The organism is Microbacterium sp. DWRC1-3 (assembly GCF_049896645.1).
In the GTDB taxonomy this organism is placed as follows: domain Bacteria; phylum Actinomycetota; class Actinomycetes; order Actinomycetales; family Microbacteriaceae; genus Microbacterium; species Microbacterium maritypicum.
In genome coordinates this window covers 598309-619359 of the sequence record NZ_JAFCUS010000002.1, presented here as the reverse complement: position 1 = coordinate 619359, position 21051 = coordinate 598309, and the positions used below count along the sequence as shown (strand labels likewise).

25 protein-coding genes and 3 tRNA genes are annotated in these 21051 nt (G+C 66.5%); 9 read left to right on the top strand and 19 right to left on the bottom strand.

The features are described 5' to 3' along the window. Positions 1-15: 15 nt before the first annotated feature. Both ACP699_RS15630 and ACP699_RS15625 read right to left on the bottom strand, forming a co-directional pair. Positions 16-189, bottom strand: coding sequence for a CsbD family protein (locus ACP699_RS15630; RefSeq protein WP_017828199.1), 174 nt, complete (start codon positions 187-189; stop codon positions 16-18). Between the two features lie 62 nt (positions 190-251). Then, the gene (locus ACP699_RS15625) at positions 252-701 is read right to left on the bottom strand and encodes an Asp23/Gls24 family envelope stress response protein (RefSeq protein ID WP_235562598.1); all 450 of its coding nucleotides are present in this window, start codon (positions 699-701) and stop codon (positions 252-254) included. A 179-nt stretch (positions 702-880) separates the two neighbouring features. Between ACP699_RS15625 and ACP699_RS15620 the strand changes: the two genes are divergently transcribed. From ACP699_RS15620 to ACP699_RS15605, 4 genes are all read left to right on the top strand, one after another. After that, positions 881-1507, top strand: a complete 627-nt coding sequence (locus ACP699_RS15620) for a TetR/AcrR family transcriptional regulator (RefSeq protein WP_055877222.1) — start codon at positions 881-883, stop codon at positions 1505-1507. Next, positions 1508-3190 carry an MDR family MFS transporter gene (locus ACP699_RS15615; protein ID WP_426172182.1) on the top strand — a complete coding sequence of 561 codons (1683 nt, stop codon included), beginning with the start codon at positions 1508-1510 and terminating at the stop codon, positions 3188-3190. Between the two features lie 104 nt (positions 3191-3294). Next, positions 3295-3597, top strand: coding sequence for a hypothetical protein (locus tag ACP699_RS15610; RefSeq protein ID WP_235563396.1), 303 nt, complete (start codon positions 3295-3297; stop codon positions 3595-3597). A 105-nt stretch (positions 3598-3702) separates the two neighbouring features. Continuing rightward, on the top strand, positions 3703-4527 hold the full coding sequence (locus ACP699_RS15605) for a CPBP family intramembrane glutamic endopeptidase (protein WP_426172180.1): 825 nt from the start codon (positions 3703-3705) through the stop codon (positions 4525-4527). A 32-nt stretch (positions 4528-4559) separates the two neighbouring features. Here ACP699_RS15605 and ACP699_RS15600 read toward each other — a convergent pair whose 3' ends face one another. After that, the gene (locus ACP699_RS15600) at positions 4560-5624 is read right to left on the bottom strand and encodes a zinc-binding alcohol dehydrogenase family protein (protein ID WP_426172178.1); all 1065 of its coding nucleotides are present in this window, start codon (positions 5622-5624) and stop codon (positions 4560-4562) included. 80 nt (positions 5625-5704) lie between these two features. Then, complete coding sequence (locus ACP699_RS15595) at positions 5705-6040, bottom strand: L-rhamnose mutarotase (RefSeq protein ID WP_210697625.1); 336 nt, start codon at positions 6038-6040, stop codon at positions 5705-5707. Positions 6041-6178: 138 nt separating this feature from the next. Between ACP699_RS15595 and ACP699_RS15590 the strand changes: the two genes are divergently transcribed. Beyond that, the gene (locus tag ACP699_RS15590; protein WP_426172176.1) at positions 6179-6391 is read left to right on the top strand and encodes a hypothetical protein; all 213 of its coding nucleotides are present in this window, start codon (positions 6179-6181) and stop codon (positions 6389-6391) included. Between the two features lie 67 nt (positions 6392-6458). On the opposite strand, the gene ACP699_RS15585 is transcribed toward ACP699_RS15590, so the two are convergent. From ACP699_RS15585 to ACP699_RS15555, 7 genes are all read right to left on the bottom strand, one after another. Then, positions 6459-6532 (bottom strand) — tRNA-Met (locus tag ACP699_RS15585). A 35-nt stretch (positions 6533-6567) separates the two neighbouring features. Next, positions 6568-6639 (bottom strand) — tRNA-Thr (locus tag ACP699_RS15580). A 68-nt stretch (positions 6640-6707) separates the two neighbouring features. Beyond that, the gene (locus ACP699_RS15575) at positions 6708-7988 is read right to left on the bottom strand and encodes a peptidoglycan DD-metalloendopeptidase family protein (RefSeq protein ID WP_426172174.1); all 1281 of its coding nucleotides are present in this window, start codon (positions 7986-7988) and stop codon (positions 6708-6710) included. A 121-nt stretch (positions 7989-8109) separates the two neighbouring features. Beyond that, complete coding sequence (locus ACP699_RS15570; RefSeq protein ID WP_127481921.1) at positions 8110-8904, bottom strand: inositol monophosphatase family protein; 795 nt, start codon at positions 8902-8904, stop codon at positions 8110-8112. Further along, a complete protein-coding gene (locus ACP699_RS15565) occupies positions 8901-9920 on the bottom strand; it encodes a hypothetical protein (protein WP_157559473.1) in 1020 nt (339 codons plus the stop codon). Before ACP699_RS15565 ends, ACP699_RS15570 begins: the two co-directional genes overlap by 4 nt. 119 nt (positions 9921-10039) lie before the next feature. Next, the gene (locus ACP699_RS15560) at positions 10040-10840 is read right to left on the bottom strand and encodes an enoyl-CoA hydratase/isomerase family protein (RefSeq protein WP_055870157.1); all 801 of its coding nucleotides are present in this window, start codon (positions 10838-10840) and stop codon (positions 10040-10042) included. 46 nt (positions 10841-10886) lie between these two features. Further along, positions 10887-11378 carry an FBP domain-containing protein gene (locus ACP699_RS15555; protein ID WP_302791131.1) on the bottom strand — a complete coding sequence of 164 codons (492 nt, stop codon included), beginning with the start codon at positions 11376-11378 and terminating at the stop codon, positions 10887-10889. A gap of 527 nt (positions 11379-11905) precedes the next feature. On the opposite strand from ACP699_RS15555, the gene ACP699_RS15550 reads away from it, so the two are divergent. The 3 genes from ACP699_RS15550 to ACP699_RS15540 are packed head-to-tail and all read left to right on the top strand — an operon-like array spanning position 11906 to position 13997. Next, positions 11906-12367, top strand: coding sequence for a hypothetical protein (locus ACP699_RS15550; RefSeq protein WP_426172171.1), 462 nt, complete (start codon positions 11906-11908; stop codon positions 12365-12367). A 29-nt stretch (positions 12368-12396) separates the two neighbouring features. Then, positions 12397-13014 (top strand): RNA polymerase sigma factor, encoded by a 618-nt coding sequence (locus tag ACP699_RS15545; protein ID WP_055877195.1) that lies wholly within the window; start codon positions 12397-12399, stop codon positions 13012-13014. Continuing rightward, complete coding sequence (locus ACP699_RS15540) at positions 13011-13997, top strand: hypothetical protein (RefSeq protein WP_055870145.1); 987 nt, start codon at positions 13011-13013, stop codon at positions 13995-13997. Before ACP699_RS15545 ends, ACP699_RS15540 begins: the two co-directional genes overlap by 4 nt. Positions 13998-14021: 24 nt before the next feature. Here ACP699_RS15540 and ACP699_RS15535 read toward each other — a convergent pair whose 3' ends face one another. From ACP699_RS15535 to ACP699_RS15500, 8 genes are all read right to left on the bottom strand, one after another. Continuing rightward, positions 14022-15206, bottom strand: coding sequence for an ABC transporter permease (locus ACP699_RS15535; protein WP_055870142.1), 1185 nt, complete (start codon positions 15204-15206; stop codon positions 14022-14024). Then, positions 15203-15877 carry an ABC transporter ATP-binding protein gene (locus ACP699_RS15530; protein ID WP_055870139.1) on the bottom strand — a complete coding sequence of 225 codons (675 nt, stop codon included), beginning with the start codon at positions 15875-15877 and terminating at the stop codon, positions 15203-15205. Before ACP699_RS15530 ends, ACP699_RS15535 begins: the two co-directional genes overlap by 4 nt. Continuing rightward, on the bottom strand, positions 15874-16959 hold the full coding sequence (locus tag ACP699_RS15525) for a hypothetical protein (RefSeq protein ID WP_426172168.1): 1086 nt from the start codon (positions 16957-16959) through the stop codon (positions 15874-15876). Before ACP699_RS15525 ends, ACP699_RS15530 begins: the two co-directional genes overlap by 4 nt. 5 nt (positions 16960-16964) lie before the next feature. Beyond that, positions 16965-17942, bottom strand: a complete 978-nt coding sequence (locus ACP699_RS15520) for a hypothetical protein (RefSeq protein ID WP_426172166.1) — start codon at positions 17940-17942, stop codon at positions 16965-16967. A 77-nt stretch (positions 17943-18019) separates the two neighbouring features. Then, a complete protein-coding gene (locus tag ACP699_RS15515; protein ID WP_055870130.1) occupies positions 18020-18412 on the bottom strand; it encodes a hypothetical protein in 393 nt (130 codons plus the stop codon). A 331-nt stretch (positions 18413-18743) separates the two neighbouring features. Further along, positions 18744-19055 carry a DUF2510 domain-containing protein gene (locus ACP699_RS15510; protein WP_055870127.1) on the bottom strand — a complete coding sequence of 104 codons (312 nt, stop codon included), beginning with the start codon at positions 19053-19055 and terminating at the stop codon, positions 18744-18746. Between the two features lie 141 nt (positions 19056-19196). Next, a tRNA-Tyr gene (locus tag ACP699_RS15505) sits at positions 19197-19281 on the bottom strand. Positions 19282-19367: 86 nt separating this feature from the next. Further along, on the bottom strand, positions 19368-20297 hold the full coding sequence (locus ACP699_RS15500) for a PfkB family carbohydrate kinase (protein ID WP_426172163.1): 930 nt from the start codon (positions 20295-20297) through the stop codon (positions 19368-19370). An 86-nt stretch (positions 20298-20383) separates the two neighbouring features. Here ACP699_RS15500 and ACP699_RS15495 point away from each other — a divergent pair, with 86 nt between their 5' ends. After that, the gene (locus tag ACP699_RS15495; protein WP_426172161.1) at positions 20384-20971 is read left to right on the top strand and encodes a hypothetical protein; all 588 of its coding nucleotides are present in this window, start codon (positions 20384-20386) and stop codon (positions 20969-20971) included. Positions 20972-21051 lie beyond the last annotated feature (80 nt).

The following is a 21051-nucleotide window of genomic DNA, read 5'->3' as shown; positions in this document are numbered from 1 at the left end:
CTCTCCCCCGCCTCGTCACTTCTTGAACGCATCCTTCACGTTCTCGGCGGCATCGCGGACGTTGCCCTTGGCCTGCTCCGCCTTGCCCTCGGCGACGAGCTTGTCGTCATCGATGACCTTGCCGACGGTCTCCTTCGCCTTGCCCGCGATCTTCTCGGCTGCGGCCTTGATCTTGTCTTCAGCGCTCATGGCTTCTCCTTCTCCTTCTCCACCGACCCCGCATCTCGGGGCCGAGTCCTCGACGAGGCGGCTTATGCCGTCGGTGCCTCGTCCGTGTCTGCGGTGTCGCCTTCGTCATCCGAGGGGACGTGCACGTCGTCGATGGTGACGTTGACCTCGACCACGCCCACCCCGACCAGATCGACCATGTCCCGGTGGATCGCCGCGCGGACGTCATCCGCGACCTTCTGCAGCGAGACGGGGTACTCGGCGACGATCGTCACGTCGACGGTGATCTGTGCTTCGCCGACCGCGACGCTGATCCCCTGCGAGAGGTCGGTCGTGTTGAGCGCGTCCCGAATCGCGCCCACCATGCGTGCGGCGCCCCCGCCGAGCGCATGGACTCCGCTGACGTCACGCGCAGCGATGCCGGCGATCTTCGCGACCACCGCATCCTCGATCGTGGTCGTCCCCACCGCAGCCCCCTGCGGCGGGGTGACGACCTGAATCTCGGGCTGGGTGCCACCTGTCGTGTTCGTCATCGTGAGCTCCTTCTTCCTCATGCCGCTCGCAGTGCGAAGCGCAGGTCGCGGTCGGCGACGCCACCACTAGGACGTATACCGAACGGCAGATGTCACAGATCCGTCGAAAGAAATCTCTGAAGACCCCTGACGAACCGCTCACGGTGCACTCAAAGGTTGAGAGTGCAATATTGCACTCCATGACCGACAGTGCAGATTCCTTGCGAGAACAGCGCAAGCGAGAGACCTCCCGCGCCCTCACCGACGCCGCACGACGTCTGACGACGGAGAAGGGGTTCGCCGGGTTCACGATCGAGGAGGTGTGCGCCGAGGTCGGAGTCTCCCGCCGCACGTTCTTCAACTACTTCGAGAGCAAGGAGAATGCGGTCTTCGGGTTCGCGACGATCGACTCGTCCCAGGAGGCGCTCGAGGAGGAGTTCGCCGCCCGACGCGGAGACCTGCTCGACGACTTCCTCCGGTTGACGATCCGCCGCTTCGAGCTGTTCAACCCGGTCGAGGACGCCCCCGCGATGTTCGCCGTGATCGAGCAGGAGCCGCGTCTGCTCAAGGCAGCCTTCGAGCATCTCGCGAAGAACGAGAGGCGCGATGTGGGGCTGATCCTCCGCCGAACCGCCGAGACCGATCGCACCGCCGACGACGCCGCCGAGCTGCAGGCCGAGGTGGTCGTGCACACCGTCGGCGCGCTCGTGCGCATGAGCATGGACGAGCTGCTGCATCGCCAGTCGACCGAGCCGTTCGCCGATCTCCTCACCCGACGCCTCGACGTCGCCCGCTCGCTCTACGCACCGTCACAGAAAGCGCACTGAATGTCCGCCACCTCCACGAAGGACGCCCCCTTCCTGCTCACGAAGCGCCGCATCTGGATCATCTTCAGCGCCCTCATCGCAGGCATGCTGCTCTCCAGCCTCGACCAGACCATCGTGTCCACCGCCATGCCGACGATCGTCGGACAGCTCGGCGGCGTCGACCACCAGGTGTGGATCACCACCGCCTATCTCCTGGCCACCACGATCGTGATGCCCATCTACGGCAAGTTCGGCGACGTACTGGGTCGACGCACCCTGTTCCTCGTCGCGATCGCCCTGTTCACCCTGGCCTCGATCGGCTGCGCATTCGCCACCGATTTCTGGATGTTCGTCGTCTTCCGCGCCCTGCAGGGCCTCGGCGGTGGCGGCCTGATGATCCTGTCCCAGGCGATCATCGCCGACATCGTCCCTGCCAACGAGCGCGGCAAGTACATGGGGCCGCTCGGTGCGGTCTTCGGGCTGTCCGCCGTCGCCGGCCCGCTCCTCGGCGGCTACTTCGTCGACCACCTGACCTGGCAGTGGGCGTTCTACATCAACATCCCCGTCGGGATCGCGGCATTCATCATCGCGCTGGTCGCACTCAAGCTGCCGAGCAAGAAGGCCGAGAAGCCGATCGACATCTTCGGCGTCATCTTCCTCTCGATCGCGACCACGTGCCTGATCTTCTTCACGGACTTCGGCGGAGACAAGGAGTTCGGTTGGGACTCGCTCGCGACCTGGGCCTGGGGCGCCGGGCTGGTCGTCGCCGCGACCGCCTTCGTGATCACCGAATCGCGGGTTCAGGACCCGATCATCCCGCTGAGCCTGTTCCGCAATCCGATCTTCGTCAACGCCACCGCGATCGGGCTGGTGCTCGGAATCGGGATGTTCGCGGCGATCGGCTTCGTGCCGACGTTCCTGCAGATGTCCTCCGGCACGTCTGCGGCGGAATCCGGACTGCTGATGATCCCGATGATGGTGGGGCTCATGGGCACGTCGATCTTCTCCGGAATCGCGATCTCGAAGACCGGCAAGTACCGGATCTATCCGATCCTCGGCACCATCATCACCGGCATCGCCATGGTCTCGATGACCACCCTGTCGGCGTCGACGCCGATCTGGCTGATCTGCGTGTTCCTGTTCGTGTTCGGCGCCGGGCTCGGCCTCATCATGCAGGTCGTCGTCCTGGTCGTGCAGAACGCGGTCCCGGCCGGCGAGATTGGCACCGCGACGAGCACGAACAATTACTTCCGCGAGGTGGGGGCGTCTCTGGGAACCGCGGTGTTCGGGACGATCTTCACCACACGTCTGACTGAGAACCTGCTCGGCGTCTTCACCGGCGCCGGCGCCTCCCCCGAAGGCGCCTCCGAGGCCGCATCGACGATCGATCCTTCGACCCTCAACTCGCTGCCGGACGAGGTGCGGGAGGGCATCGTCACCGCCTACGCGGACGCTCTCGCGCCGGTCTTCTGGTACCTCATGCCGTTCATCGTGCTCGCGCTGCTGCTCTCTTTGTTCCTCAAGCAGATCCCGCTGTCGGATCAGGCAGGACTCGTCGCACGCGGCGAGGCCGTCAGTGGCGAGGAGGCCGAGAGGTTGGAGGCCGCACAGCGCGGGGTCGGGCGCGCAGACGGCGTCTCGGCGACCGCCGTCGCGGCCGATGCCGACCCGACGGACACCGACACGACACCGCTCACGCGCTGAGACGAGCGGCCCCTGCCCCGACGTGGGCAGGGGCCGCCGTCTGTCAAGGGGCTCCCCTTCCGGGCGTGGATCCCGCATTCTTCACCGTGGGGACAGCGAGGAGAATGATGGAGCACGATCCTGATCGCAGGTTCACGCTGGTCGAGGTCAGCGCGACCGACTGGACCATCCACGATCTGCAGTACCCGGAGAACGACCACCGTCGCGTCGTCTGCACGATCTTCGAAGATGCCCCGACCGAGGTCGAGGTACTGTGGCGACGCGACCTGCCGCTCGCTTTGCGCTATTCCTCGGCTGCCGACGTTCTCGAGGCCGTGCGCAGGTTCCAGGACACCTCACGCGCCACACGTCCGATCCCGATCCCACATATGCCCCCGGCGCGTGGCCCGAGGGGGTTCCGCGGGTGAGCCGTCCGACACTCCCCGGATTCTCCGGATGGACGCTGACCGCCGTCGTGCGACAAACTGACGGATAGTCGGCCGCCCCCACCCGCCGACGGTCTGGAGCATCCCATGTCGACCCCCACGGACGCGTCCCCCTGGAAGAGGTTCTGGGAGAAGGGCGGCTGGTGGCGTGCGCTCGTCCTGGCTGCCGTGTACTTCGTGCTCTACGACCTGCTCTCGCTCGCGTTCACGCCCCTCGCCCTTCAGCTCGACGATCCGACCGGTGCCGCTGCGGTCATCGTGTACTACGTCCTGCCGCTCGTCGTCGGCGGCCTGCTGCTCGTCGGCTTCATCGCCTCGGTCGGGTGGTGGCGCGACGTCTTCGGTCCGCAGCCGGTCCGAGGACGGGGATGGATGTGGATCGCGATCGTCGTCGTGCTCCTGTTCAACATCCTGCGCTTCGCCACGATCGACTACGGCGACGTCGGATTCGACGTCGTGGCCAGCTGGCTGTTGGCCGGACTCTTCATCGGGTTCGCCGAAGAGGTGCTCACCCGGGGGCTGGTCGTCAACCTCGCCCGCAAGGCCGGATACCGCGAGATCGTGGTCGCGGTGCTCTCCGCCGCCGTGTTCGCCGGCCTGCACGCCGGGAACCTCCTGAGCGGACAGTCGGTGTTCGCGACCGCGTTCCAGCTCGTGTACACCTTCGCGTTCGGCATCCTGATGTACCTCGCGCTCCGGGTCACCGGGACGATCCTCGCGCCGATCCTGCTGCACGCCAGCACCGATCCGAGCATCTTCCTCCAGACCGCGCACCCTGCCGAAGGCGCTCTCACCGCGTTCGCCGGTTTCGGCAACATCGTCGTCATCGCCGCTGCGGCCGTGCTGATCTTCTTCATCCGCGGCCGCGTGGGCGACGCCGCCCCCTCCTTCGCCGAGGACCGCGCCGCCTGACGGATGCCGAGCGGCCGCGGTCCCCTCGATCCTCAGGCTGATCGATCCCCCTCCGGCCAGTCGGTGACGACGACCTTGCCGATCGTGCGCGACGCCTCGACGATCTCGTGCGCCTGACGCATGGTCGCCGCATCCAGCGGCGTGAGGTGGGTCGTCACGGTCGTGCGCAGCGTGCCGTCGTCCACAAGCGCGGCGACGGCCTCCAGCAGATCGTGCTGGTAGTGGTCTGCGGGGTCGGTGACGGGCCTGGTGAACATGAGCTCCCAGTGCCAGGTCACGCTCTTCGCCTTGAGCGCGTCGATGCTGCCACCGGTCTCGTCGATGGAGACGACCTGCCCGCGTGGACGGATGACGTCGGCGATCGCCCGGACGTTGCCAGGAGTGAACGACGTGAACACGTAGTCGACGCCGGCGGGAGCGATCGCCGAGACCTCGGAGGCGAAGTCGCGACCCACGACGTGGTCGGCCCCCATCTGCCGCACCCACTCCGCTGTCTCCGGTCGGGAGGCCACCGCGATGACCTCGAGACGCGTGAGCGCCTTCGCGAGCTGGATGATGAGCGAGCCGACGCCGCCTGCGGCCCCGATCACGAGGAGCACGCCCTCGCTCTCCTGGGTGAGCGCGAGCCGGTCGAAGAGACTCTCCCAGGCGGTGATGACGGTGAGGGGCAGAGCGGCCGTCTCGGCGACCGAGAGTGTGCGTGGGGCATGCCCGACGATGTTCTCGTTCACGAGGTGGAACCGGGCGTTGGTGCCGGGGCGGTCGATCTGACCCGCGTAGTACACACGGTCCCCCACCGCGAAGCGCGTGGCCTCGTCGCCGACGGCCACCACGACTCCCGCCGCGTCGTACCCGAGGACCCGAGGCTCCCCGGTGGTGGCGGCTCCCGCACGCACCTTCACGTCGACGGGGTTCACCGAGACGCCCTGCACCTCGACGAGCACATCCCGGCCGGCAGGTCTCGGCACGGGAAGGAAGATGTCGCTGAGAGCGTCGGGGGCCGACACGGGACGCCTGCCGCGGGCGCCGATCGCGGGCATCCGCTCAGGGAGGGACAGCGGGGTGGAAGAGGATTCCGGAAGGTTCGTGGTTGCCATGCGCGCCACGCTATCCGAAGCCCTCTAGTTACCCGCAAGCGCTCCTAGTATCCAAAAGATACCGATGGGTGGCGCAGATCTCAGCCTTCGGAACTCCGCTGCGTCGACAGCGCCCACACCTGCTCGATCGGAGTGAACCCGTCCTCCCCGTCGGGCCCGTGGAACCCCTCGACGAAACGGCCGATGTCGGCCTGCCACGCATCGTTCGCCGGCGAGGCGTTGACCACCCGCATCGCCGCGTCGAAGTCCTCGCACTCGACGATGTGGAACAGGTTGCGACCGGAGCGCCAGATGGTCCAATCCTCGATCCCGGCGACCCCGAACAGGTCCCGCAGCCCATCGGGGACGCGGGCGTGGTGGGTCCGGTAGTCGTCGATCGCACCTTCTGCGATCACCGAGTGCAGTGCGATGCGCATGCCGCTCCTTGTTCGTTCTCAATCGATTCCCCTGCCACGATAGGCCCCGGGCCGGTCTGCCGCGGGCGGGCGCGCGACACCACCGACACGCCCCGGCACTTGCGGGGGGTGTCGGAACACCGACGTAGCCTCGAGGGCATGACTGTCGAGTACCTCGGGACCGTCATGTCGTCCATGTGGCTGACCGTCGCCATCCTCGCCGGAGGATTCGCCCGGACGCGCAACAGGTCCGCGTGGGCGTGGTTCCTTCTGACGCTCCTGTTCGGCCCGATCGCAGCTTTCCTGCTCGTCGTGTGGCCTCCCGTTGCGAGAGCGCCCAGGGTGCAGCCCTCGCACTCGCCCGCGGAATAGGTCGCAGGCCGCCGGGAAAGTACCGCCGGAAAGCAGAAAAACCCCGGCGAACCGGGGTTTTCATCTGTAGCAGGAGCGGGGCTTGAACCCGCGACCTCACGATTATGAGTCGTGCGCTCTAACCAGCTGAGCTACCCTGCCGCGAGGCATCCGTCCGCGTGAGAAGAATGCTTGCGAGCCCCGAGTCAGGATTGAACTGACGACCCCTTCCTTACCATGGAAGTGCTCTGCCACTGAGCTATCGGGGCGTGCTGCCCCTCGCGGGGCAACCGTACGAGAATACCATCACTGTGGCGTCCTCATGAAATCGAGCCGGTCAGTACGACGTTCGACCGGCATTCTCCTTGAGCCACGGCATCGGGTCGATGGTCGATCCGTTGACGATGAGCTCGAAGTGCAGGTGCGCGCCGTAGGAACGGCCCGTGTTGCCGGTCTTGCCGACGATGGTGCCGACCTTCACCGTGTCGCCGGCCTTGACGTTGAGGGAGCCGTACTGCATGTGCGAGTAGTGGCTCGTGATGACCTGGCCGTCGATGACGTGGTCGATGTAGACGGTGACACCGAAGGCGCCGCCCTGCTCGGTCGCGATGCGCACCGTGCCGTCGGCGATGGCCTGGATGGGGGCCCCGTCGCCGGGCACGAAGTCGATGCCTTCGTGGAGACGGCCACTGCGCATGCCGTACCCGTAGCTCATGCCCACACCGACGAGGAACGGCCACTGGATGGCGGCGTCCGGATCGTTCGTGAAGATCTCACCCGAGTAGTTGATGCCCTGTTCCGCCGCGACCTCGGCGAGCGAGACCGTGCTGAAGTCATCGGCGCGAGTGAGCGATTCGCTCTCCACACCGGACGGGGCGACGAAAGCCTGGATCTCGTCGTCGGCGGCGTCCTTCGCGGCGGCCGCGGAGGAGGAGACCAACGACATCGATGCCGCCGAGGCTCCCTGAACGCCGGCAACGGCCTCAGCGGGGAGCGTCATGGACACCGCGAGGAGACCGGCGAGGCTCATCACACCGACGGTCGCGCCGAAGGTGACGGCCTTGCGGATGCTGCGAGGACGACGAGGCACCACGTGCGCGGAAGCGACAGGCTCGTCACTCGACCCCTGCTCCGGCTGTGACGGGTCGGCGGCGGCGGAAACCGTCGGCACCGAACCGGTGACACGGAAGGCGCGGGATGCGCGCTCGAAAGCATCGACCTCGTCGTCATTCCCGGAAACGGGATACGGGGCTTCTTCGGGAGAGGCTGAGGGTTCGATCGGCTCGGGAGCCTCTTCGACTTCGGCGTCGACGAGCTCGATGCCCTCGTCGAGGTTCTCTGCCGCGACGGGCACGGCGGGAACATCGGCGATGATCGGCTCGGGGCTCGCCGCCGTGAAGGGCTCGATCAGCGCTTCGGCTGCGACGTCGTCGGGCGCCTGGCGCTGGCGGGCGGCGCGTCGGGAAAGAGGAGCGACGGCAGCGAGGGCGATAGCGGTGGACTCCGCGGCAGAAATGGGTGCCGTCGGTCCCGCCGCGGGGGCCTCAGAGGCCGCAGTGCGGAGTCGGCTGGACCGGCGCGTGGGCGCAGAGGCAGCCTGGGAATTCTCGAAGGGCAAAGCGTTTCTCTCGGTCGTGCGTCAAGCTCGGGGGGCGCAAACTTTGACTTTCACCTTCGGGTGGCGAAAGTAACGATCCCGTAAACCCTACCCTGACCAGGCTGGGAATGCCATGAATCGTTCACGGTTTCTCGTCGAGGATCGCGAGCAGTCGGGCGTGCACATCGGGTCCACCCGCGATCAACATCGGACGCAGGGAGTCGACGTCGATTCGCGAAACGACGCCACCCGCCTCCTCGACCAGGAGGGCGCCGGCGGCGAAGTCCCAGGGGCGGAGTCCTCGTTCGAAGTACCCGTCGAGTCGTCCGGCCGCGACGAAGGCGAGGTCGAGCGCCGCAGCGCCCATGCGACGGAGGTCACGGGCCATCGGCATGACTCGGGCCACGGTCGCGATGTCCCCCTCGTGGGTGGTGGGGTCATAGCCGAACCCCGTCGCGAGCAGAGCGCCTGCCGAGGTCGCGGCGGTCACCGCGAGCCGGCTCCCGTTCACCCACGCGCCGTGGCCGCGGGCAGCCGTGAACGTCTCGCCCAGTGCCGGCGCGTTGACGGCCCCGGCGAGCGCTTCCCACGTCGCCGGGTCGGGTTCACCCCGGACGGCGGCGATGCTCACGTTGTACGCCGGGATGCCGTAGGCGTAGTTGACGGTGCCGTCGATCGGATCGACGACCCAGGTGATCCCACTGCTGCCGACCTCGGCGCCCGACTCCTCGCCGAGGAAACCATCGTCGGCTCGTGCTGCGCGAAGACGTGCGCGGATCAGCGCCTCGACCTCTCGGTCGGCTTCGGTGACGATGTCGGCCAGGGACGATTTGGTGGCCGCCAGGCGCACACCCTCCTGTCGACGTGTGCGCGCGAGTTCTCCTGCCTCCTCAGCGATCTCGGTGGCGAGTTCGCGGAGTTCGAGTTCGAGCGTCACTGCGCAGGCTGCTGCGGGGCGGGCGGAGGCGGCGGGAAGGCCGGCGACGGCTCCTGAGGAGAAGCCGTCGACTGCGCGGCGGTCGGTGCCGGCGGTACCGGGTGCTCTCCCGAAGCGACGGGTGCGGGCACGACAGGCTGCGCGAACTGCGGGGCGGCCGGGAGCGGCGGGGCAGGCTGCGGGGGCAGGGGCTGGGGCGCGACCGGGAAGGCCGAGCCGGGCACCTGACCGAGAGCCTGCTGCGGCGCGACGGTCGGATACCCGGTGTAGTAGGCGTTCCAATCCGGAGTCGCGTCGGGGAGGGCAGGGAGCGGCGTGATGCCGTCTGCGTAGGTGGGCCACGCCGGCGCCGCCGCCACCGCACGATCGGCAGGCGTCTTCTTCTTCGGCGCGAAGAGCGCGTTCAGCAGCGGGATCAGCGTCGTGCCGACGGCCACGAGGATCGTGAGCGCGACCACGATGCGCCAGTACAGCTCGCCGTACTCGAAGGTGTTCGGGAAGGCGAGGAAGAACACGAGCATGCCGACCAGGCCGACGAGGAACGTGACGGTGACGATGTAGATGATGCGCGTGAACGTCGTGACGTGTCTCTGCGCGGCCGGAGTGAACAGGCGGACATGCAGCAGGGCGAGCTGGAGGATTCCGATGACGAGGAGCAACTGGAAGAACCGCTCCGCGCCGAAGTAGAAGCCATCCTCCGGCAGCCAGATCTTCACGGCGCCGACGAGGAGAGCGACGATCCAGCTCACCATGCTCGCCAGCTGCAGCCAGTCGGGGCGATTCGGCGCCAGCCCTGCTTCGAGGATCGCGATCCCCGCGAAAGCCGCCAGCAGGAGGATCGTGAGGAAGGCCCGACCGATCAGACCGTCCTGATCACCGATGAGCACCCAGACCACGCACACGAGAGCCGCAGCGATCAGAGCCCCGATGGCGATCCACAGAGAGCCCCTGATGAGCAGCGACATGTTCTTCTTCTCACCCTGCGTCTGATGCGTGGTGATGTCCGGATGGGACATGGCGATCCTCTCGTCGAGCGGCGATGCCTTCATCCTGCCACGCGCGTCGACGGTTGCCACGGCTCCCGCCCCATCCGGGGGAAGCTCACTCCTCCCCCGCGCCTGGGCAGGAGAGGTCGTCAGCCCGCCTTCTTCGCCGACGCCGCGGCGAAGGCTGCGACCCTGGCCTGCGCGTCGGGCGTCTCCAGAGCCGCACCGATCGAACGCGCCTCTTCACTCAGCTGCTCGACGAAGGAACGCTCGGGCTGGGAGCGCACCAACCGCTTCGCCTGACCGTAGGCCTCGGCCGCTCCTGCCAGCCAGAACCGCGCGATCTCCTCACCGCGTGCTCGCACGCTCTCCGCCTCGGAGACGGCATCCGCGCCCTCGACGGCTTCGGCGACGAGCCCCCATTCCACGGCCTCCGCCGACGAGAGCAGTCGGTCCTGCAGCACGAGCTGCAGGGCGCGGCGCTGGCCCACGGCGCGGGCGAGTTGAGCGGAGACGGACAGATCCGGAGTCAGACCGATGTTCGCGTAGAGGCTGCCGAGCTTCGACCGTGAGCCGACGACGGCGTAGTCGCTGCACAGCAGGATGCCGAGACCGCCGCCCGCGGTCGTGCCGTGGGCCGCCGCGACGACGGGCACCGCAGACTCCGTGAGCGAACGGATACCGGCGTTGATCACCTCGGCGAGCGCGGTGATCTCCCCACCGGACGCCCCCATCGTCGTCGCCATGTCGATCACGTCGCCGCCGGCGCAGAACGCGGGGCCGACGGCATCGATGAGAATCGCCTTCACGTCGGCCCTAGAGGTCGCCTCGGCCGTCGCATCCTTCCAGGCGTGCGCCAGGTCGGCATTGAAGGCGTTGAGGCGAGCGGGGCGGTTCAGCGTCAGCCGGGCCATTCCCTCTTCGACGGCGAACAGGATGGCATCACTCATGGCTTCTCCTTCGAGCGCAGGACGTGTGGGACCAGCGTAACCGCGATCAGACCCGCTCCCAGACCTGCGAGACGAAGCTCTCCATACGCCGACGGGTGCCGTCGAGGCGGAAGTCGACCTGCCCCGGAGTGCGCACCTCGTTGGGCGCGAGCGGGTGGGCGAGGCGCACATTCGCGTGGCAGGAGAGGTCGGCGCACATGTAGGTGCCGAACGAGTCCCCGCGCGTGCCCGCTTCACCGGCCCGACGTGCGGAGAGGAGCGCGACCTGGTTGCCGGGCTGCATCGTGTGGCAGATGTTGCACATGCCCGAACGGGCGCGGCCGGGCTCCGTCGCGCGCAGCACGATGCCGACCACCTCGTCGTCGTGAGGGATCACCACGTAGCCTCGACGGCTCGCACCCGGATCCTGCCAGGCGAAGAAGTCGAGGTAGTCCCAGTCGACGAGCAGGAAGTCGTGCGGCATCTCCATGAGGCGCAGTTCGTCAGCATCCGCATTGACGAACGATGCGCGGACGTCGGCTTCGGTGAGCGGTCGCATCGCTCCAGTCTATGAATCGTTCGCGGTCCCGGGGCCACGTCACATCTGCCGCGTCGTGACCATCCAGAACACGGTCTCGAACGTCTGGGCGACGAACACGGATGCCCAGACGGATGTCGCACCCTTGTCGTCGACATACCAACCCGCGGGCGCGGTCACGAACGATCTCGGAGGTCGGTGCGAGCACACGTCGTCGTGACCACGCTATTCATGGTGAGGGCCACGGTGACGAGAGAACGCCCCCGCCCAATCTTCTCGGTGGGAGTCACCCATCGCGCGACCACGAAAGTGAGACCTGACACCACGAGCACGTCGCGCGAAGACAGCTGTGAACTTAGCTGGGCTCAGTCATCGAACAGGTGTGTCAGGAATCGCCCTCAGCCGCAAAGAAGGAGCGGATGGGACCGCTATCCCGCGCGGATACTGAAATCGGAGGGCACCCGTACTGAGATCGGAGGCCATTCGCGCCCCTCGGCGGGGTGCTCGGTTGGCCCCCGGTTCCCTCGCATCCTGAGCCTGGGGGCAACATGAAACGCACCATCACCACCATCGCGGCGCTCGTCCTCGCACTGGTTCTCACACCTGCCACAGCCAACGCAGACTCCGACGAACTCCACCCGGATGTCGAGTACGCCTTGGAGGCGTTGCCCGGCGGCTTCGCCGTGAACGACACCACCGCCGTCTGGCCGGCACTCGGGATGATCCTCGAAGCGGGGTCGGAGTCCGCGTCGCTGCGCACTGTCGGCAGTTGCGCCACCGGGACATACTGCGCATACGCCTCGCCCAATCTTCAAGGCTCGAAGTTGACGTTCACCATCTGCACCACCGTCAGCACAGCCGCATTGCAGTCCGTCGGATCCATCGCCAACGGCCGCTCCTTCGGCAGCGTTCGCGCGCGCAACTCCTCAGGCACAACGCTCGCGACGGCCGGGGCGAACGGTTCCGCGAACGTCGGCGCTGGCACCACCAACTTGCTCTGCACGCTCTGAGCACCCGATAACCTGAGGAGACGAGCGAGATGAGCGGGGCGTCTTCGATGGTGAGGCTGGGGCTATTCGATACCGTCCGCGTCGTTCTTGCCGGAGCTGAGAGCTTTCCCCTTCCGGCTGAGGCGCATTCCAGCACCTCGACGAGCGCCCCGGCTCTCAACAAGGCCGTCGTCTTCCGCCGATTGTTCGATGAGTATTGGCCTCTCGTGCACCACCACCTGTCGTGTTTCCTCGACAACCAGGAAGAAGTCGACGAGATCACTGCGGAGGTGTTCGTCGTCGCATGGAGGAAACTGCGTCCGGAGACGCCGATGGGCTTGCGCTGGTTCATCCGCACCGCAGACAACAAGGTCCGCGATGTCGACCGAAGTGCCCGTTCGCGAGGGAGGGCGCTTGACGCGATGAGCCGGGGCTTGGAGAACGCCGCGGAGCGGCTTCATCCGCTGGAGGCGCTCGCGCTGCGTCAGGCTATGAAGAAGTTGAACGCCCGTGAGCGTCAAGTGGTGGTACTCACATACTGGGACGAACTCACCGCCGGTGAGGTCGCGGCTGTGCTGCGTTGCAGTTCTGCGGCGGTATGGACCACACTCACCCGCGCGAGGACGAAGCTGCGTATCCAGCTTGAGGTGAAGGAGGACGGGCGATGAACGTCTCCGACGAGGAGCTGGACCAGCTGTTCCGAGCAGTGAGCCCTGCGCCGGGCGCACGCTTCGCTCCGCTCACCGCGCGCGACATCGCTATCCGCGAGGGCATCATCCGCGGGACGTTCGAACTATCACCGGAGCCTCGCCGTCGCGCAGGGCGGGTCTGGGGCGGCGTGACCGCCGTGGTGGCATCCATCGCTGCGGTCACCATCATCGCGGTCAACGTACTGGGTCCGACGCAATCCGCTGTCGCGCTCACGCCCCCGCCACTGCAATACGCAAACGCGCAGCCGCTGTCTGCCGTCGTCACAGCCGCTGAGCTGAAACTCGATCTGCCAGACGACGTCGTCCAGGAGTCGCGGGTGCAGACGCTGAGCTGGGGGTGGAACATCGACATGGCGAAGGGGCGGGTGGAGGTCGTGCCGCAAAAAACAACCTTCGACTGGTCGCCGGAGACTGGCTCCATCAGCACGGTCGTCGCCGCCGAATCGTATTGGTCTGGCGATGCGCGGCCTGAGGGCATCGCTGAGAGTCCGTATCGACCTGGTGACATCATCAGCGAACTCACGACCAGCGCCGCAGACCTCGACATCCCGCCCGGGGTTGTGAGCCTGAAGGGGTCGAGTCGCGAGGAACTGTTTGCAGCGCTGGGAGAGCTTGGCGCGTCAGCCGACTCTTCATCCGGAGACCTCCTCGTGGCCATCAGCCAACTGCTGAGCTACTGGACCTTGACCGACGAACAGCACGCGACCTTAATCCACATGCTCGTCGATGCAGGCGATGTCACGGTTCTCGGCGAATCGACCGACCGACTGGGACGAGCGGTCGTCGGGCTCCGCACAACCATCGACGACCGCGGTTATCAGAACACACTCCTCATCTCTCGGGATACGGGGCGGATAGTCGGTACCGAGAACGAACTGACCAAGGCGATGGAGTTCATTCCTGCTGGTGTCGTCGGGTACACGCTGTGGGACGTCAAGTGAGACAGAACGAAATCGAATAGACGTTCAGCGACGGAACGCCTCTACCGGTTCGATCCTCGTGGCTCGAATCGCCGGATAGAGCCCCGCGATCGATCCGATGGCCACACCCATGACCGGCCCCATGATGAGCGACCATGGTTCGATGACGGCCGTCCACTGCTGACTCACTGCGATGGCGGTCACGGCTGCCATCGCCAACGCCGTACCCACAAGCCCACCCAGGAGCCCGCGCACGACTGACTCTCCGAGGAACTGCATCGCTATATGTCTGGGCAAGGCGCCGAGCGAACGCCGAAGTGCGATCTCTCGCGTGCGGGCGATGACGCCGAGCAATGACACGTTGGCGATTCCGACACCACTGACGAGAACGCAGATGCCTGCGAGTGCGAAGAAGAGCGCCTGCGTCGACGTGTTGACCCGGTCTTTCACGACCGTCGGCTTCGGAGGTGGGACGATCTGAAACGCGGTGAGTTCCGCGGGGTTCAAGGCGACCGCGAGCTGGTCGGCGACAACCTCCGATGCCCCCACCTCGGTGGCTACGACCATCGTCTCCCGCTGTCCTGGTGCAGTGAAGTGTGTCCGAGCGAACCCGTCGGGGATGATGACGCTTGTCAGCGCAGCGCTCGAGCCGGTCGTGTCATCGATGACGCCGATGACAGTGACCCGAAGGTCGTTGAGCACGATGACGGGTTGATCAGCGATGTCGCTGATACGGAGGTCGCCGGCCAGCTTGTCTCCGATGACCGCAACCGGCTGATCCTCATGGAACTCATCGAATGTGCGGCCGCTGGACACCTCAGCGCCGACGAGATCGAAGTACCCCGGTGTCGCTGCCAGCAACGAAGGTTGGGAGGAGCCGGGGTCGATCGACGGAGGATTTACGCTGATGGTGACGCCGGGGACGTTCCACCATCGTCCGGTCGCGGTGACCCCGTCGATCTGACCGACACGGCGGTCGGCGTCCGTAGCGAAGAGAGGTTCGGTCCCGGTTCCCCCAGTGCGGGGAGTCACCGTGATCTGGGTGGCTTCGACTCTCAGGAACTCGTCACTGATCTGTCCGTTGGCGCTGGCGGTCACGCCGAGCACCGCCACGAAGGACGCGACGCCGATCGCGATTCCGACAATCGTCATCCCCGAGCGAGACGAGCGTTGCACGACACCGGCCATCGCCTCGTTGAGCAACCGCCTGCGCACCGGGTGACGGGTCATGACTCCTCGCTCAACGCGCCATCAAGCATGTGCAGTGTTCGATTGCCGTGGCGGGCGACGTCGGCGTCGTGGGTGATGAGCACGACCGTGCGGCCGACGGCGTTGAGGTCGTCGAAGAGGGTGAGGATGGCCGATGCGGTTACGCTATCCAGGTTTCCGGTCGGTTCATCGCACAACAGCACCGCGGGGTCGGATGCCAACGCTCGGGCGATGGCTACTCGTTGTTGCTGTCCGCCCGAGAGTTCGGTCGGCAGCCGGCGGTCGAAAGCCCCGAGTCCGACTGCCTCCAACGCCTCGTATGCGCGAGCGCGAGACTCTCGCTCCGTCGTTCCGTTGTACAGGTCGCTGAGCATCACGTTCTCTAAGCAGGTGCGTTGTTCGAGCAGGTGGAAGGACTGGAAGACGAACCCGATGTCGGTGCCCCGCACACGCGCCCGCTCGTTTTCCGAAAGCGGCGTGACGTCCTGGCCTCTCAACGCGTAGGTTCCCGCCGTCGGCTTGTCGAGAAGGCCGAGAAGGTTCAGAAGAGTCGATTTCCCAGAGCCGGACGGGCCGACGATGGTGACGAAATCGCCTTCATCGATGGTGACGGAGGACGTTACCAGCGCGTGCACCTCGGGTGGCCCAGGGTAGACACGCGAGACGTCTCGCAGTTCGACGACAGCTGTCATTGCACGCCCAGCACGACCAGGTCACCAACAGCGAGATCTCCGTCGCTGGCGGTCACTCGCGCCTGTCCGCCTCCCGTCTCTTCGACAGTCACCATGACGCGATGAGGGTTCTCCCCGTGCACGTGCAGTACATATGTTCCGCCGGTCGCGTTCGAGCGGATAGCGGAGAGCGGAACGATGAGACCGACCTCAGCGTCCGCGCCGGTCAAGACGGTGATCTCCACCTTTCGGTCAATCGCCGCGGCTGGCAACGCAACATCCGGCTGGACTGTGACGGTGGCCCGGCTGACTCCATCGTCTCCCGTGACCAAGCCGCCCACCGCGGTGATCGTGCCGGCCTGCGCACCGCCGATGGCACTGCCTGTCACGGATACGCGGTCACCGATGTGAACAAGCTGCGACGTCGCATCGGCGACTTCTGCTGTCACTGTCGGATCGGATGTGGTCGCCCGAATCAGCGGACTCTCGACCGCTCCTCCGAGCGGGGACGCGACACTGAGAACCGTAGCCGTGGCCGCGGCGCCGAATACGAGCTCCGCCTGGAGAGCGGCGCTGTCCACAGGAGCCACATACCCTGCAGCTTTGTAGAGGGCCTGCAGAGCACGGGTCGTCGCCGTCCCCCACGTGCCATCGGGCTCGCCGCTCAGCCACGGACGCAGCCCTTCCTGCAGGCGCCGAACATCCTCACCCTTGTCCCCGGGGCGCAGGTCCCGCAGCAGCGGTATAGAGCCTTGCAGGTAGATCACGGGCCTGTCGTTCACCTCGGCGATGACGGTACCGGCGGTGAACTGCGCTCCGAGGGCTACCGGCAGACCTGTGACAACACCTCCCCCGTTTGGCGTGAGGTCGGTCACGCTGCCGAGAGCAACGACTCCGGACAGGAGAAGCGGGTCGGTGATAGTGCCCTCTTCGACGGCAACGGTCAGCTCACTGTGCGCGGGCGGGGCAGCATCCGCCGCAACTTGTGCGGGCGAGCGCACGAAGAAGCCGGCCGCACCCCCGATGGCCGCAGATACGAGAGCTGTGACGAGGATCAGGGTGCCTACTCGACGTGTCGGCGTCATCCGGGGCTTGTCGTCCATCGTCTCTATTTGCCCAGGAGTGTGTTCACGGCCTCGAGTCGCTTCCGCTCTCCGTCCAGCGCTGATTGGAACGTGTCCGGCTGCTTGTCTATCGCTTGCTGCTCGTAGTCGGCGAGGACGTAGTAGAAAGTGTCCGGCCAGCGGCTTTCCTTCGTGCACTCGACATCTGCCAAGGCCACGGCGATAGTGTCCGCGCTGATCGCGCCCGCATTCGCAGTCGGAGCTTCCTCGAAGCGTGCGTAATCGAAGCCGGCATCCTTCATGCATGCCGACCAGGCGCTGGCTTTCTCTTTCACTGCATCGTGACTGAACGTGAGGCCGTAGACGTCGGACGTCAGGTCGCGGAGGTCGACGAACGGAACTCCGATCTCGTCTTCGACGACTCCGTAGCACCCCTTCGCGGATGGCGCATTGCCTTCGACGTCTGTCGGGATGAGCTCTGAGGGAAGTACCTGGTCATCGCCCCCCTCGCCGGGGATCATTCCTTGCTCGGGGCCGTACATCACCGCCGCCAGCTGCGCGGCCTCCGTCGGATCGCTCGGCATAACCGGGTTCAAGTTCTCCGCGCTGGACAGGTAGATGCCGGCCCCATTCGACCACTCGCCTCCGGGAGGTGCTGCGTAGCCGTACTCTTCGGCCTGGTCACGCGGGAGAGTACCGAGCCTGCCTCCCCATTGGTAGATGAGAGGCACGTCCGGATCTTCACTCAGCTGCTGGATGTAGTCGCCGCTGAACGTCGCAGAGAGACCGAAGTCGGCGATGCACCGGTTCAGTAGAGCGGCCGTGCCCTGTTGCAGCTGCTCACGTTCGGAGTTGCTCATCGCGAACGAATCGAACGGCAACGCTGCGAGCGCCTGCGTCGCGGAGAGTTCTGCAGGAAGGTCCGGGGTGGTCCATCCCTCTTCCGACGACGCGTTGGAGCATCCCGAGATGACGAGTGCGGCAATGGCGAGCAGGGGCAGTGTGGGCGCGAGGCGTTTCATGGGTTCGGGGCGTTCCTAATCTCGAGACGGTGGGGACGTGAGACCGGGCACGCAGTAGGCCCGGTCTCACGCGTGGGTCAGACTCCCGAGAAGCCCGACCAGGACCCGCAGCCGAGCTGCGTGCCGTTGTTGATGGAGCACGCCTGGACGCGGAACTCCCAGCCAGGAAGCACCCACAGGGTGCGCGACTCGGTCGTGCCGGCGCCCTTGATGTTGTCAACGTACTGGTTGCTGGTATTGCCACGGAGGTTGTACGCGGTGCGGGAGCCCCACCCGTCGTTGTAACGGTCGGTGCTGGACATCGTGTCCGAGGATGCATTCCAGTACGCGGTGGCGCGCGCCTGGCCGCCTGTCGTGTACGTCGCCGTGGCGTCGGCCATCGCCGCAACCGACGGCGTGACGATCAGGGCGGCGGACACTGCCGTCGCGGCGGCGAACTTCGCCAAGCGCTTCTTCGTGCTCAACTTCATTTTCTCTCCTCATGGATGCGAGGCCTGGATCAGTATTGACCAGTTTCACCTCGGTTCCCCCTGAGTGTGAAAGACAGCGTTTCGGAGTGTCTGTCCCCCTTTCGGAGGACACGGTGGTGGCCTTTTGCAGGCACAAGGAACACCTGACACACATCTTTCCTGCCCTCACTTCGGCGTATTCCTGCGGCCAAATGCGGACGATGAGCGGGCGCCGTGCTGCCGTCGCCGCAGCCGCCGTCACCGCTTCTCTCTGCGCCTGTCGCGTCGATCAGAAAAATGTCTGTCAGGATTTTCCGTCTCGCGCAAACACCACTCCATCGACGTATGTCGCTCAGCGGGGCTCGAGAGTCTGACATCCGAGCAGTGAGTTCTTCTCCACCGACACCACCCAGTCGCGCAGCGGGAGCTTGCCGCGCGTCTGTCCGGCTCGCCGTGCGGCCGACGGATCTCGCAATTGCGCGACTGGATCCGTGAAGCCAGCGACACCCGGCCACACCCACACCGTGGTCGTGCTCGTCCCCTCCGGGACCGATGGGAACTCCGTCGATGGCGCTGCGACCGGAGAGTCCTCACCCCACCGGGAACCGTCCCACCACCGGGTCGCGCCCTTGTCGTCGACATACCAACCCGCGGGCGTGGTCACGAACGATCTCGGAGGTCGGGGCGAGCACAAGTCGTCATTGGCATGTGACCACCCTATTCATAGTGAGGGCCACGGTGACGAGAGAAGGCCCCCGCGGTAATCGCGTGGGCCTTCGAGTTCCGCGGCGTTCCGCGGATGTGGTGGTGGCGAGTGAGGGATTCGAACCCCCGAATGCTGAGCAGTCTGATTTACAGTCAGATCCCTTTGGCCGCTTGGGTAACTCGCCAGAGCGCACCCGTCCGACTTGGACAGCCAACCGGGGGCACGAGAGACAAGCATACCTGCCGGAGGCGGGTGCAAGAAATCGAACGGTCAGCTGCCGTTCACGCCGCGCCTGGAGTCCTCCAAGGACTCGGGTGTTCGCAGCAGACCGCCCTCGGCGCGACAGGTCGCGGCGGCGACGTCCATCGCGCGCAGCAGCAGTGCGCGCCACTCCCCCAGGTCGGACGGAGACGCTGTGACCAGGCCCTCCGAAACCGCCGCGAGAGTCGCGTCCCCCGCGCCGACGGTGTCGATCACGACACCGGGAAGCTGCGCGATGGGAGTGGAGACGATGCCGGCATCCGCATCGATGGTGGCGCCGTCGGCACCCGCGGTCGCGAGGACGGCAGCAGCGCCGAGGGCCCGCAGACGGGCGCGCAGGGCGTCGAGGTCGCCGTCGTAGAGGATCGCCGCGTCATCCGCGCCGACCTTGACGATGGCGGCCGAAGCCGCGAGCCGCTCGAAGCCGCGGACGAACTCCTCACGGTCGCTGAGCATTCCGGTGCGCGGGTTGGGGTCGACGGCAATGCGCGCACCCGCCAGGGCATCGGTCAGGGCGTCGACCTCGACCGGCTCGTCGAAGGGGAAGCAGCTGATCGCGACGAGCCCGGCGTCGGCGATCGCCTTTCGAGCCTCGTCGGAGTACCGGATGCTGCGCTTCTGTGCGGCGTCGTTGAAGACGTACTGCGGCTCACCGTTCGCCGCCCGTTGCACGATCGCCCGCGAGGACCCGAGCGGGGCCTCACTCCCGATCAGCCGCACGCCGTGGTCGGAAAGGTACTCGCGGATGTGCGCGCCGGCCTCGTCATCTCCCACCATCGCGATCAGCGTCGTCACGACTCCCAGGCGCCGCAGTCCGACGGCGACGTTGAGTGCGGCACCGCCGACGAGCTCGCGCACCCCCGAATCGTCGCGGATCTCATCGATCAAGGCATCGCCGATCACGACCACGGAACCGGCGGAAGAAGTCTGGTTGCTCACCCGCCGACACTATCGCGGCACGGGGAGCCGACGGCAACACCGCGATCCTCTGTCATCCCGACACCGATGCGCAGTACGGTGTGGCCATGAAGCCCCGACTCACCGGCGCTGCCGCGGCACTCCTCCTCCTCGTCGCACTGACCGCGTGCACCCCGCAGACGGGCGGCGCGAGCGCTTCGCCGAGCCCGACAGGGAGCGAGACTGCCGCCCCCGAGCAGACCGGCTCCCCGTCGCCCAGCCCCACGCCGACCAGCGCACCCGTCGCGCTCCCGACCGACTGCCGTGCGATCCTGTCGGACGCCGTCCTGGCCGAACTCGGGGAGACACCGCTCAACGACGCCGCCTTCGGCCCTTCCGGCGTGGGCTCCGACGGCACTCTGACCTGCATCTGGGCCGACCCCGGCGCCGACACGACCGGTCTCACGACCACGATCTCCCGGATGAACCGCGGACCCGCGCTCGACATGTTGAACGCTCTTGCGAACGACGAGGGCTTCTCCTGCTTCACCCCGGACGGCGGCACGCGCTGCGAGAAGACCTGGCCCAATGCGCAGTACCCGGTGACCGACGGCCGCACCCTCTTCTGGCGGGAGGATGTGCTCATCGATACGCGCTACTCGAACCTGGCGCCGAGCGGGTACACCTCGAGCATTGTGGAGCACCTCTTCGGCTGACCGCGTCCACCGCGCGGCTACCAGGCGCCACGCGACTGCACCAGGGCACGAAGAAGGCCCCAGGCGAATCGCCTGGGGCC